Annotated in this window: 11 protein-coding genes; 5 read left to right on the forward strand and 6 right to left on the reverse strand. The window is 71.5% G+C overall.

The genetic code is table 11. The annotated features are described in order from the left end of the window. The first annotated feature begins 88 nt into the window (after nt 1-88). Nucleotides 89-1,189 carry a DUF5937 family protein gene (locus ACFY1U_RS47600; RefSeq protein ID WP_390700342.1) on the forward strand — a complete coding sequence of 367 codons (1,101 nt, stop codon included), beginning with the start codon at nt 89-91 and terminating at the stop codon, nt 1,187-1,189. Nucleotides 1,190-1,208: 19 nt separating this feature from the next. Here ACFY1U_RS47600 and ACFY1U_RS47605 read toward each other — a convergent pair whose 3' ends face one another. The 3 genes from ACFY1U_RS47605 to ACFY1U_RS47615 form a co-directional block, all read right to left on the reverse strand. Continuing rightward, complete coding sequence (locus tag ACFY1U_RS47605; protein WP_390700343.1) at nt 1,209-1,841, reverse strand: AAA family ATPase; 633 nt, start codon at nt 1,839-1,841, stop codon at nt 1,209-1,211. A gap of 50 nt (nt 1,842-1,891) precedes the next feature. Further along, entirely contained in the window at nt 1,892-2,563 is a 672-nt protein-coding gene (locus ACFY1U_RS47610; protein WP_390700344.1) for a response regulator, read from the reverse strand. A gap of 99 nt (nt 2,564-2,662) precedes the next feature. Then, the gene (locus ACFY1U_RS47615; RefSeq protein WP_390700345.1) at nt 2,663-3,862 is read right to left on the reverse strand and encodes a sensor histidine kinase; all 1,200 of its coding nucleotides are present in this window, start codon (nt 3,860-3,862) and stop codon (nt 2,663-2,665) included. Nucleotides 3,863-3,980: 118 nt separating this feature from the next. On the opposite strand from ACFY1U_RS47615, the gene ACFY1U_RS47620 reads away from it, so the two are divergent. Then, nucleotides 3,981-4,994 carry an SAM-dependent methyltransferase gene (locus ACFY1U_RS47620; RefSeq protein ID WP_390700346.1) on the forward strand — a complete coding sequence of 338 codons (1,014 nt, stop codon included), beginning with the start codon at nt 3,981-3,983 and terminating at the stop codon, nt 4,992-4,994. Between the two features lie 27 nt (nt 4,995-5,021). On the opposite strand, the gene ACFY1U_RS47625 is transcribed toward ACFY1U_RS47620, so the two are convergent. Continuing rightward, the gene (locus ACFY1U_RS47625; RefSeq protein ID WP_390700347.1) at nt 5,022-6,173 is read right to left on the reverse strand and encodes an NADH-quinone oxidoreductase subunit D; all 1,152 of its coding nucleotides are present in this window, start codon (nt 6,171-6,173) and stop codon (nt 5,022-5,024) included. Between the two features lie 31 nt (nt 6,174-6,204). Here ACFY1U_RS47625 and ACFY1U_RS47630 point away from each other — a divergent pair, with 31 nt between their 5' ends. Beyond that, the gene (locus tag ACFY1U_RS47630) at nt 6,205-6,717 is read left to right on the forward strand and encodes a PH domain-containing protein (RefSeq protein WP_390700348.1); all 513 of its coding nucleotides are present in this window, start codon (nt 6,205-6,207) and stop codon (nt 6,715-6,717) included. Beyond that, nucleotides 6,714-8,051 (forward strand): PH domain-containing protein, encoded by a 1,338-nt coding sequence (locus ACFY1U_RS47635; RefSeq protein ID WP_390700349.1) that lies wholly within the window; start codon nt 6,714-6,716, stop codon nt 8,049-8,051. Before ACFY1U_RS47630 ends, ACFY1U_RS47635 begins: the two co-directional genes overlap by 4 nt. Before the next feature lie 223 nt (nt 8,052-8,274). On the opposite strand, the gene ACFY1U_RS47640 is transcribed toward ACFY1U_RS47635, so the two are convergent. Further along, complete coding sequence (locus ACFY1U_RS47640) at nt 8,275-9,657, reverse strand: hypothetical protein (RefSeq protein WP_390700350.1); 1,383 nt, start codon at nt 9,655-9,657, stop codon at nt 8,275-8,277. 135 nt (nt 9,658-9,792) lie between these two features. After that, nucleotides 9,793-10,920 (reverse strand): alpha/beta hydrolase, encoded by a 1,128-nt coding sequence (locus ACFY1U_RS47645; protein WP_390700351.1) that lies wholly within the window; start codon nt 10,918-10,920, stop codon nt 9,793-9,795. A 200-nt stretch (nt 10,921-11,120) separates the two neighbouring features. Here ACFY1U_RS47645 and ACFY1U_RS47650 point away from each other — a divergent pair, with 200 nt between their 5' ends. After that, complete coding sequence (locus tag ACFY1U_RS47650) at nt 11,121-12,956, forward strand: phosphatidylglycerol lysyltransferase domain-containing protein (protein WP_390700352.1); 1,836 nt, start codon at nt 11,121-11,123, stop codon at nt 12,954-12,956. Nucleotides 12,957-12,980 lie beyond the last annotated feature (24 nt).

Consider the following 12,980-nt stretch of genomic DNA (forward strand, 5'->3'; position numbering starts at 1 on the left):
TGCGCCGCCGCGGCCGTGAAGTCGCGTCGATTGACGGCCGCCGTCAATCGACGCGGGCGTTGTCAGTGGCGGGGTGCACCATGAGGTCATGAGCGTGCACATCGACATCGCGGGGCTGCGGCCGGAGAGGGTCGCCGTCGTCCCCTCACCCCTGGCCGAGCTCGGCATGGCGCTGCACGCGCTGTCCGAGCCGGGGCACCATCCCGGCCTGCAGGGCTGGGTGACGGGGGTGACGGCCCGGCTCGACTCCCATCTCGCCGACCGGATGTGCGAGGCGGACTTCCTGTGGCGGACGTCGTTCTCGGACCTGTTCCTGCCCTCCGCGGGCATCCCCGGCGGCGCCCTGCCCGGGGCCACGCTCGCCGAAGAGCTGGACCTGCTGGACAAGCTGACGGACGAGCAGTTCGTGGACGCGGCCCTGGAGTTCAGCTGCGCGATGCCCTACGGCGAGGGGCCCAGCCCGCTCGTCGACGCCGGACTACGGCGACGCGCACTGGAGCTGGCCGCCGCGCGGGGCCCGGGGCAGGTGCGGTTCAGCGAGCTGCTGCTGACCGATCCGCCCAGGATCCGGCGCTGGCTGCGCCAGTTCCTCGAGGACTGCGACGAGGCGTTCTTCGCGGAGGCATGGTCCCGGCTGCGCCACCAACTGACGGCGGACGCCCGCCACAAGACCGACCTCCTGCGCCGCAAGGGCCTGGCCGAGGCGCTGACCGCCGTGTCTCCGGTGGTCACGCTCGACGAGGCCGCCGGACGGATCACGGTCGACAAGCTGAGCGTGGGCCGTACGGCCACGCAGGACGGCGGCCTCCTCCTCGTCCCGACCAGTTTCGGCTGGCCCCACCTGTCCGTCCTGTACCGGCACGGCTGGCAGCCGGCGCTGCACTATCCGGTCAGCTCCCCCGAGCTCGCCGCCCCGCCCTCCGTCGAGCAGCTGGCGCTGCGCATGACGGCCCTGTCCCACCCCGTCCGGATGCGCATCTGCCGTTATCTGGCTCGCAGCGCCCTCACCACGACCGAGCTGGCGCAGACGCAGGGCATGACGGCCCCGGAGATATCCCGGCACCTCGGCGTCCTGAAGAAGGCGGGCCTGATCACCACGCGCCGCCGTGGCAGGTACGTCCAGCACCAGCTGGACATAGCGGTCGTGGCCCGGCTCGGCAGCGACTTCCTGGAAGGGATACTCCGCTAGGTCCCCTTCCGCCCTGCCGTCAGTCGAAGCGGATGTGCCGGATGCCCACGCGCATCTGCCGCATCCGCGTCCTGAGCGCGCCCTCGTCGTTCGGCCGGAGCTGCAGTCCGGCCAGTACGGCGATGCGGTCCGCCGTCTTCGGCACGGTCGAGTGGTCCGTCCAGAGGTGCTCGGCGAACTCCGGCTCCTGCAGCCGCTCCAGGCAGTGGTCGAGCTGCTGCACGGCCCAGGTCTCCCTGCCCAGGCCGGAGTTCTTCCCGGTGACGTACTGAAGGAGGTGTCCGAAACCGCGTTCGCGCAACCGCTTGAGGACTGTCTCGCGCTGAGCAAGGAGAGTGAAGTGGCGTACGTCGTGGCCGAGTTCACGCAGCCGACCGACGGTCTCCTCGAAGCAGACCGTGTCGGTGACCGTCATGGGTGCGATCACGACCCCTTCCCGTTTGGTGAGGGCGAGGTCGAGCACCTCGACGACGCCCTGCCGCCAGGAGGCCAGGTCCTGGAAGTCGCCGCGCAGTTCGGGCGGGAGCATCCGGCGCAGACCGAAGCCGGGGTGCTCGGGGTCGCAGATGACGCTGCCGGGCAGGCGCCGCTGGATCTCGTGTGCGGTCTGTGTCTTGCCACCGCCGAAAGGGCCGTTGATCCACAGGAGCATGCGCAGACCCTAGTGGGCGCGGGTTACGCGGGAATCACGCGCCCGGCGGCTCAGCCGTGCCCGCCCGCGCGCACCAGACCCGTCTCGTACGCCAGGACCACCACCTGCACCCGGTCCCGCAGCCCCAGCTTGGTGAGGATGCGGCCCACATGGGTCTTCACGGTCGCCTCGGACAGCACCAGCCGGGCCGCGATCTCGCCGTTGGACAGACCCTGCGCGACCAGGATCATGACCTCGCGCTCGCGCTCGGTGAGCCGCTCCAGCTCCTTGTGCTGGGGTTCCTTGCCGACGCTCGGCAGCATCGGCGCGAACCGGTCGAGCAGGCGGCGCGTGGTCGAGGGGGCCACCACCGCGTCGCCGCTGTGCACGGCGCGGATGGCGGCGAGGAGTTCACCGGGCGGCACGTCCTTGAGCATGAAGCCGGAGGCACCCGCCTTCAGCCCCGAGAAGGCGTACTCGTCGAGGTCGAAGGTGGTCAGGATCAGCACCTTCGGCGGTTCGGGCTCCGAGCAGATGCGGCGGGTGGCCTCCACGCCGTCCAGCTTCGGCATGCGCACGTCCATCAGCACCACGTCGACGGCGGTGGAGCGCAGCACCTGGAGGGCCTCGACGCCGTCCCCCGCCTCCGCGACGACCTCCATGTCCGGCTGGGCGGCGAGCACCATCCGGAACCCGGTGCGCAGCAGCACCTGGTCGTCGACGAGCATCACGCGGATCGTCATCGGGACCTCTTCCGTTCTCTTCCGTTGCGGCGGTTTCCGTTTGCGGCGGTTGCTGTCCGCGGGGGCATTACAGGTGTCAACGAGGGACGTACGCAGGCGTCAGTGTGCGGGTTTCAGCGGGAGCAGCGCACTGATGCGGAACCCGCCGCCGGGGCGCGGTCCCGCGTCCAGGGTGCCGCCGACCATACCGACCCGTTCGCGCATGCCGATCAGGCCGTGGCCCTGGCCGTCGGCGCCGCCCTCCTCGTACAGCTCGTGCGGGGCGCCCTTGCCGTCGTCCTCGACGAGCAGTCCGAGGCCGTCGTCGAAGTAGACCAGGCGCACGCTGGCGCCCGCGTTCGGACCGCCGTGCTTGCGCGTGTTCGTGAGCGCCTCCTGCACGATGCGGTACGCGGTGAGCTCGACGCCGCTGGGCAGCGGGCGCGGGGTGCCCTCGACCTTGAAGTCGACGGGCAGACCGGAGGTGCGGCACTGCTCGATGAGCTCGTCGATCTGGTCGACGTCGGGCTGCGGGACGTACTCGCCGACCTCCTTGTGCTCGCCGGTGCGCAGGACGCCGAGCAGGCGGCGCATCTCGGCGAGGGCCTGGCGGCCGGTGGAGGAGATGGTCTCCAGGGCCTTCTTGGCCTGGTCGGGGGCGGCGTCCAGGACATAGGCGGCGCCGTCGGCCTGCACCACCATCACCGACACGTTGTGCGCGACGACGTCGTGCAACTCGCGGGCGATCCGGGCGCGTTCGGCCGCGACCGCGACCTTGGCCTGTGCCTCCCGCTCCTTCTCCAGCCGGGCGGCGCGCTCCTCCAGCTGCGCGAAATAGGCGCGGCGGGTGCGGATGGAGTCGCCGAGCACCCAGGCGAGCGCGAACGGCACGGTCAGGAAGACCGCCTTCGCGGCATTGCCCAGCGCGCTCCCGTCCAGCGGCCAGCGCGTCTGCGCCATCGGCGCCGCGCACAGCCCCACGGCCAGCGCGAGCCGGGAGGCCCATCGGTTGCCCGTCGTGGCCACCGTGTAGACGATCACCAGCATCGCGAAGTCGGCGGCCATCGTCTGGACGTTCAGCACCAGCTGCGCCAGGCCGAGGCCGATCGTCAGCAGCAGCATCTTCTCCGGCATCCGCCGGCGCAGCGCGATCACCAGGCACAGCAGAAACGCGATCGGAACGATCAGCGCCGGTGAGTCGGTACCCCGGACCGCCGTACTGGCGGTTCCGCTCAGCAGCGAGATCCCGAACAGGAAGACGGCCCAGAGGGTGTCGACCCCTGTCGGGTGTCTGCGGAGGAAGTCATAGAGGCGCTGCACGTAACCCAGCGTAGGGAAGCGAGATGCGTGCAGGGGTCAACCGGAGGACCGATCCGCACCCGGCGTACATACTCCCCAAGGTGGAGGCCCCCCTCGCCTGCGCGCTTAGCCTGTGCCGGTGACGGAAGAGACATCGAGCCGGTGGCAGGGCTGGCGGGCGGCGGCGGAGGGCGCGCTGTACGGGCCCGGCGGGTTCTATCGCAGGCCGGAGGGCCCGGCCGGGCACTTCCGCACGTCCGTGCACGCGTCCCCCCTGTTCGCCGAGGCGGTGGCACGGCTGCTGTGCCGGGTCGACGAAGCCCTGGGGCGGCCCGGCGCGCTGGCCTTCGTCGACATGGCCGCGGGCCGGGGTGAGCTGGTCGGCGGTGTGCTGGCTGCACTGCCCGCCGAGGTCGCTGCACGCACGCGTGCGTACGCCGTGGAGATCGCCGGCCGCCCGGCGGGCCTCGACGAGCGGGTCGAGTGGCTCACCGAACCGCCCCAGCAGGTCACCGGGCTGCTGTTCGCCAACGAGTGGCTGGACAACGTGCCGCTGGACGTCGCCGAGGTGGATCCGGCGGGCGTACCGCGGCAGGTGCTCGTACGGCAGGACGGGGCCGAACGGCTCGGGCCTCCGGTCGGCGGTGCGGAAGCGGAATGGCTCGCCCGGTGGTGGCCGCTGCCGGCCGAGGAGGGGCTGCGGGCCGAGATCGGGCTCCCCCGGGACGAGGCCTGGGCGGCCGCGGTGTCCTCGCTCGAGCGGGGGCTCGCGGTCGCCGTCGACTATGCGCACACGCTGGACGCGCGCCCCCCGTTCGGCACGCTCACCGGCTTCCGCGCGGGGCGCGAGACGGCGCCCGTGCCGGACGGGTCGTGCGACATCACGGCACATGTCGCACTGGACGCGTGCGCGGCGCGCGGGTCGGCGCGGGCGCCCTCCGGCGCGCGCCTCCTGCCGCAGCGCGATGCCTTGCGCGCCCTGGGCATCACCGGCGCACGCCCCCCGCTCGCACTCGCGTCCACCCAACCCGCCGCATACGTACGAGCCCTCGCGAGCGCCGGCGAAGCCGCCGAACTCACCGCACCGGGCGGCCTCGGCGACTTCGGCTGGCTGCTGCAGCCGGTGGGGATCCCCGACCCGCTCGTCGGCTGACCGCGTCCGCCCGGGGCCCGCGCCGCACTACTTGTCGATGTCCCCGACCACGAAGAACAGCGACCCCAGGATCGCCACCATGTCCGCGACCAGCGTCCCCGGCAGGAGTTCCACGAGCGCCTGGATGTTGTTGTACGAGGCCGAGCGCAGCTTCAGCCGGTAGGGGGTCTTCTCGCCCTTGCTGACCAGGTAGTAGCCGTTGATGCCGAGCGGGTTCTCGGTCCACGCGTAGGTGTGCCCCTCGGGCGCCTTCAGGACCTTGGGGAGCCGCTGGTTGATCGGCCCCGGCGGCAGTTCGGCGATCCGGTCGAGGCAGGCGTCGGCGAGGTCGAGGGCGACATGGGTCTGCTCCAGGAGCACCTCGAAGCGGGCGAGACAGTCGCCCTCCTGCCGGGTGACGACCTTCAGGGTGTCCTGCAGGTCGCCGTACGCGAGATACGGCTCGTCGCGGCGCAGGTCGAAGTCGACGCCCGAGGCGCGCGCGATCGGCCCGCTCACGCCGTAGGCGTGCACCGTCTCGGGCGCCAGCGCCCCCACGCCCCGCGTGCGCCCCCGGAAGATCTCGTTGCCGAGCACCAGGTCGTCGTAGACGTCCATGCGCGAGCGCACGGCGGCGACGGCGGCACGCGCGCGCGTGGCCCAGCCCGCCGGCAGGTCCTCCTTGAGGCCGCCTACGCGGTTGAACATGTAGTGCATACGACCGCCGGAGACCTCCTCCATGACGTTCTGGAGGACCTCGCGCTCCCGGAAGGCGTAGAAGACCGGGGTGATGCCGCCGAGCTCCAGCGGGTACGAGCCCAGGAACATCAGGTGGTTGAGCACCCGGTTGAGCTCCGCGAGCAGCGTGCGCGTCCACACCGCGCGCGTGGGCACCTCCATGCCGAGCATGCGCTCCACCGCGAGGACCACACCGAGCTCGTTGGAGAAGGCCGACAGCCAGTCGTGGCGGTTGGCGAGCATGATGATCTGGCGGTAGTCGCGTGCCTCGAACAGCTTCTCCGCTCCGCGGTGCATGTACCCGATGACCGGCTCCGCGCGCGTGATCCGCTCGCCGTCCAGTACCAGGCGCAGCCGCAGCACACCGTGCGTGGACGGGTGCTGGGGCCCGATGTTGAGCACCATGTCGGTGCTCTCCGCGGCGCCGCCGATACCGACCATGGTCTCCGTCGTAGGAGTCATGGACTCAGTCTCTCCTACGTACGCTGGCCGTATGGAGACGGGGAGCCCGCAGAGTACGGGGACGACGGGGGACGGGTCGGCTGAGCCGGTGTGGATCGGGCTGCCGCCCGGGCTGCTGCGGATGCGCCGGCTGCTGCTGGTGGTGTGGCTGGGGCTGCTGGCCCTCGCCCTGGGTCTGCTGCTCGGGCTGCTCGCCGGGCCCGGCTGGGCCGCGTTCGCACTGCTGCCACTGGCGCTTGCGGCCTGGGGCTGGGTGCTGCTCGGCCGCAACTGGCGCTCCTGGCGGTACGCAGAGCGGGCCGACGACCTGCTGATCAGCCGGGGCGTGCTGTGGCGCGAGGAGACCGTGGTGCCGTACGGGCGGATGCAGCTGGTCGAGGTGACCTCGGGGCCCGTCGAGCGGCACTTCGGGCTGGCCAGCGTGCAGCTGCACACGGCGGCCGCGGCGACCGACGCGACCATCCCGGGCCTGGACCCGGCCGAGGCGGAGCGGCTGCGCGACCGGCTCACCGAGCTCGGCGAGGCCCGATCGGCGGGTCTGTGACCGCGCCGGGCGTCGAGGACGCCGTGGCCGCGAAGGAACCCGTCATCGAGCGGCGGCTGCACCCCGTGACGCCCTTCAGGCGGGCCTGGGCACCGGTGGCCGTGGTCATCGGGTGGGCCGTGCACGATCCCGACCAGGCGCAGCAGCAGCTGACCCGGCTGACGACCACGACCCTCCTGATAGCGCTCGCGGTCCTTGTCCCGGCCGCCTCCCTCTACGGCTTCCTGACCTGGTGGTTCACGCACTTCGCGGTGACCGATACCGAGCTGCGGATACGGACGGGTCTGCTGTTCCGGCGCACCGCGCACATCCGGCTGGAACGCATCCAGGCCGTCGACGTCAGCCAGCCGCTCCTCGCGCGCGTGGCGGGCGTCGCCAAGCTCAAACTCGACGTCGTCGGGACCGACAAGAAGGACGAGCTCTCCTTCCTGGGGGAGCGCGAGGCGCGTGCGCTGCGGGCGGAACTGCTCGCGCGCGCCGCGGGTTTCGCGCCCGAGACGGCGCACGAAGTCGGTGAGGCGCCCGCGCGTGAGCTGTTGCGCACGCCGCCGCGCGACCTCGCGCTCTCCGTGCTGCTGACGGGAGCCACCTGGTGCTCCCTGGCGGCCGCGCTCGTCGTCCCGCCGCTGCTCTGGCTGGTCACCCACAGCGTGTGGACGGTCCTCGCCACCGGCCTGCCGCTGCTGGGCGCGGCGGGCGCGAGCAGCGCGGGGCGGTTCGTCGGCGAGTACGACTGGACGGTGGGCGAGTCACCGGACGGGCTGCGCATCGACCACGGACTCCTCGACCGTACGCACGAGACGGTGCCGCCCGGCCGGGTGCAGACCGTGCGGATCGTGGAGCCGCTGCTGTGGCGGCGGCTCGGCTGGGTGCGGGTGGAGCTGGACGTGGCCGGTTCGTCCAACTCCGTGCTGGTGCCGGTCGCCCCACGGGCGGTCGCCGAGTCCGTCGTCGCGCGCGTGCTGCCCGGGGTGACCGTGCCCCCGGCCGAGGCGCTGTCACGGCCCCCTAGGCGGGCCGGCTGGTGTCTGCCGGTGTGGTGGCGGGGCCGGGCGATCGCCGTCACCGACACGGTCTTCGCCGCCCGGCACGGCCTGCTCCGCCGGAGCCTGGCCCTCGTACCGCATGCGAAGGTGCAGAGCGTGCGGCTGGTCCAGGGCCCCTGGAAGCGGCTGTGGCGGCTCGCCGACGTCCATGTGGACACGGGAGCCAACAAGACCGTGACGGCCCGGCTCAGGGACGCCCAAGAAGCGGCACAACTGCTACGGCGACAGGCCGAGCGGTCGCGGACCGGGCGACGGGACGCACCGCCGGACCGGTGGATGGCGCTGTAGGGCGACGCCTCGACGGCGTCACGAAAGCCGGGGCCCGGGAAAGCAAAGACCCCGGGAAGCCAAGCCCAGGCGAAGACCCCGGGAGCCCCAGAGCCGGGGAAGCGAAGAGCCGGGGAAGCGAGGGCGCCGCGCAAACGAAACCCCCGCCGAAGGCGAGAACTCCGCGCAAGCGAGAGCCCCGGGCGGTCAGGGACCGCCCGGGGCCGTCAAGAGAGCGAAGGTCTCAGGAAACCGCGCTCCGCAGCCCCTGCATGTCGATCTGCTCGGTCTCGTCGTGGGCCGTCAGGTCGATGACCTGGCCGACAGCGGGGGCCTCCTCGTCGGCCGGCTTGAACTCCGCCTCGGCCTCGGCCTTGTGGACGGCGAGCGCCTCCTGGCCGACGACATCGGCGAGGTCCTCGTTCTGCACGGCCTCAAGGGCGTCCTGCGCCTCTTCCGTCTTCGTACCGAAGAAGTCGAATCCGCCCTCGACCGCCGGACGCCGCACGGGGGCGGCCGGTACGACGGCCACCGCGGTCGGTGCGACGAAGTGACCGGCGGGCTGCTGCACGGGCTGGGCGGCCGGGACATGCCTGGCCGGAGAGGTGGCGGCCGCGCGCTCGTGCCCGTCGACCGCCTCGGGCTGCCCCTGCGACTCATCCTCCTGCGCCGCGGCCTCGGTCTCACCGGTGGCGGCCTCGGTCACAGCGGCGGCGGGCTCGGCGGCCGCGGGCTCGGTCGCGGCCGTCTGAGCCGCCGCCGAGTCCGAACCGGCCTTCACCGTCACCGGCTCGCCCTTCGCGGGGACGTCCTTTGAAGGCTCGTCGCCCTTGGGGGAGCCGCCGCCCTTCGGGGAGTCGTCGTCCTCGGGGTCGGTGTCGTCCTCGGCCTCGGCGCTCGCGGCGTCCGGCGGGTCCGCCTCGCCGTCCGCGCCGCCCTCGTCCTTCGGAGAACCGTCACCGTCCTCGTCGAACTTCGTCAGCACCGCCTTCGCCCGCAAGAACAGCTTGGAACCCTCCGGCGAGAAGATCGCCGGCGCCGCCGGTTCGTCGGCAAGGCCCTCGGAGACGTCCGCCGAGGCAGCCACAGCCTCGGTCTCCTCCGCCACGGGCTCCGTCTTTGCCGTCTGGGCGCCGGCCGCCGGCACGGGCGGCAGCGCGCGGGCCGGGGCCCCGGTCTCTATCTCGAGCAGGCGGCGGCCCTCCAGGGCGCTCGCACGCTCGGTCTCGGCGGTGGCGTACCGGCGCAGCAGCGCCGCGTGCTCGTTGCGCAGTCCCGCCAGCTCGGCGCGCTTGGCCCGCAGCCGCTGCTCCAGCTTGGCGCGCAGCTCGCGCGACTCCTCGAGGTCGGTCTCGAGCTCGGCGACCCGCTCCTCGTGCCGCCACTCGTCGCTCGCACGCGCGCGCGTAAGGTCCGCGACCTGCTTGCCGGCCTGGGAGTCCCAGCGGCGCATGACGGCCGCGCCGACGACCGCCGTCGCCGCGGCGCCCGCGGCTATGACACGGAGCACGGCCTGTTGCGAGAACACCCACGGACCGAAGGCGCAGACGAAAGAGACGCCTGCGATCGCCGACGGTGGCAGCAGTCTGTGCAAGGGCGGGGAATGGCGGTGACGTCCACGTGGCATGGCCAGAAACTTACCGCGCGTAGGGGAGTGTTGGTGCCCCGCCCCGCAAAAACACAGCCATACCGAAACGTTCACAGGGCATCAGGAATAGGCCTTTGCCGAATTCAGCAAGATCATCACCTCTGGGAACCCTGGTCACTGGTCGCTCAGCCGTCCGCTGATCCACTGCAGAGTCGCGGGAATCTCCCGCCGCCAGGTGTTGAAGTTGTGGCCGCCGCTGTCAAGGATGATCGACGAGATCCGCGTCCGCTTCGTGGCCTGCACACCCTCTATGAACTTCAGCGTCGACTTGTAGTTGGATTCCCCGATCTTGCTGCTGGTGACGAGCAGCGAAGTGTCCGGACCGGGCAGGTGCTTGAGGCACCACCACAGGCTGGCGCGGTTGCGCAGCCCCTTGTCGCCGTGGAAGAGATCGCCCGTGGTGGGGTCGGTCGGCGCCTTGTAGTAGGGCGACAGACCCGCCGCTGCGGCATATACCCCGGGGTGGTGCATGGCGAGCTTCAGCGCACAGTAGCCACCCGTGGAATCGCCGATGATGCCCCAGCTGCCCGGCTTTTTGCCCACCCTGTAGTGCGCGAGCACGGCATCGGGCAGGTCCTTGGCGAAGAACGTCTCCGTCTTCGGCCCGCCCGGGATGTCCACGCATTCCGTGTCCCTCGGCGGCGCCACCGTCGGCCGCAGCATCACCAGGATCATCGGCTGCATACGGCCGTTCTTCGCGAGGCCCTGCGCAGTGCTCGGATAGTGCAGCTTGTCCACGAGCGCCTGTGCGGTCCCCGGATATCCGGTGAGGACGACCGCCGCGGGGAAGGTACGCGTGCGGTACTGCGGCTGGAAGTACTCCGGCGGCAGATACACATACGCGGGCGTGGCGATGTTCGTCGTACGGCCGACGATGTCGACCTTCTGGATCTGGCCGCCGGCCTGCGGCTTGGGACCGCCGGCCCCCACCACGTGTGCCGTGTCGATCACCTCCAGCGGGCCGCCGGAGGCGCCGGACGCCGTGTGGTTCACGACCACGCCCTGGGCCTTCTCCTGGCCGAAGAGGTCCGCCCAGCTGGCGTAGAACCCGAAAGACTGGTTCGCGGCGAGGCCGACGGACAGGAAGAGGGCCAGCTGGGTGCCGAACAGCAGCCCGACGCGTCCGCTGACGGCGCGCCAGTTGCGCCGTGACAGGCGCGGCCACACCCACACCGTGCCCACGAACAGCAGTACGGCGAACATCACTGCCAGCAGCAGCACTTTCTTGCTCGTAAGACCCATGACCTGCTTCCTGCCTGCACTTTCCACCCGGACCCCGCGCACCTTCGCGAGAGCTTGTCCGGAACTTTCCTCGGCCTTTGGACCGGCTTTGAGGAGAGATTGGAACCTCGCTCCCCGAGACACCGTCCTAGAGGGCGCAATGTCGCCGGATGCCCGAATCGGGCCCGGATCCAAGGTCTCTCGCAGAACTACGGGATGCGATGTCTGTCAGGACAGATGAGGAATTGTCGGGTGGGGTTCCCTCCCGATCACGCAGCGCGCGGCGCGTATTCCGTGGTCCGCGCCCCGAGGCCGTCCCCGTCCTCGTCGCCAGAGCCTGCACCCTCGTGGGCGTTCTGGACATCGCCGCGGGCGTCTTCCCGCGCTTCAGGCACAGCCGTATGCACACGATCGCCGAGGTGCTGCCCGGGTCGTTCGGCCCGTTCGCGGCCGCGCTCTCACTCAGCGCCGGCATCCTGCTGCTGCTGCTCGCACACGGTCTGAGGCGCGGCAAACGCCGGGCGTGGCGCGCCGCGGTGGCGCTGCTGCCGGCCGGCGCCGTGGCGCAGTTCACATACCGCCACTCCCTCCTCGGAGTGATCATCTCGCTGGCGCTGCTCGCACCACTGCTGCGCCACCGCGACCAGTTCGCGGCTCTGCCCGACCCCCGCAGCAGGTGGCGTGCGCTGGCGAACTTCGTCCTCATGGGGGCGGGATCCCTCGCCCTCGGGCTGGTCATCGTCAGCGTCCACACGAACCGCATGGTCGGCGACCCGAGCCTGGCCGACCGCATCACGCACGTCCTGTACGGCCTGTTCGGCTTCGAGGGCCCGGTCGACTACCAGGGCGACACCTCCTGGACCGTCGGCTTCTCCCTGGGCGCCCTCGGTCTGCTGACGGCGGTCACGACGATCTACCTCGCCTTCCGGCCCGAACACCCCGCGGCCCGGCTGACGGAGGAGGACGAGACACGCCTGCGTGCCCTGCTGGAGAAGCACGGCCGCCGTGACTCCCTCGGCCACTTCGCGCTGCGCCGCGACAAGGCGGTCGTCTTCTCGCCCAGCGGCAAGGCCGCGGTCACCTACCGGGTCGTCTCCGGCGTGATGCTCGCCAGTGGTGACCCCATCGGCGACGTCGAGGCCTGGCCGGGCGCCATCGAGCGGTTCATGGACGAGGCCAGGGCCCATTCCTGGACGCCTGCCGTCATGGGCTGCTCGGAGACGGGCGGCGAGGTGTGGACCCGCGAAACCGGACTCGACGCCCTGGAACTGGGCGACGAGGCGGTGGTGGACGTAGCGGATTTCTCCCTCGCCGGCCGCGCGATGCGCAACGTGCGCCAGATGGTCAAGCGCATCGAGCGCGCCGGTTACGAAACCCGGGTACGACGTGTACGTGACCTCGGTGAGGCCGAGCTGGAGCGGATCCGCAACGCCGCCGAGGACTGGCGCGGCACCGACACCGAGCGCGGGTTCTCCATGGCGCTGGGCCGCGTCGGCGACGCCGCCGACGGCGACTGCCTGATCGCCACCGCCCACAAGGCGGACGACCAGCCCGGTGAGTACGGCGACCTGAAGGCGATCCTGCACTTCGTCCCGTGGGGCACCGACGGTGCCTCCCTGGACCTGATGCGCCGCGACCGCAGTGCCGACCCCGGCATGAACGAACTCCTCATCGTCGCGGCCCTCCAGGCGGCACCGAAATTCGGCATCACGCGCATGTCGCTCAACTTCGCGATGTTCCGCTCGGCACTCGCACGCGGCGAGAAGATCGGCGCGGGCCCGGTGCTGCGCGCCTGGCGCGGCCTGCTGGTCTTCCTCTCCCGCTGGTTCCAGATCGAGTCCCTGTACAAGTTCAACGCGAAGTTCCAGCCCCGCTGGGAGCCCCGCTTCGTCGTCTACCGCGCATCGGCCGACCTGCCGCGCATCGGCTTCGCCGCCATGCAGGCGGAGGGCTTCGTCAATCTCGCCCTGCCGCTGCCGCGCTTCCTGCGCCGCCGCAGGACCGCCCCGCGCGTGTGCACGCACGCCGTCGCGGAGCGCGACGTACGCGCGGCATGACCGCCTGACCGAGACACCGGACGC

Source organism: Streptomyces sp. NPDC001351, from assembly GCF_042896045.1.
In the GTDB taxonomy this organism is placed as follows: Bacteria; Actinomycetota; Actinomycetes; order Streptomycetales; family Streptomycetaceae; genus Streptomyces.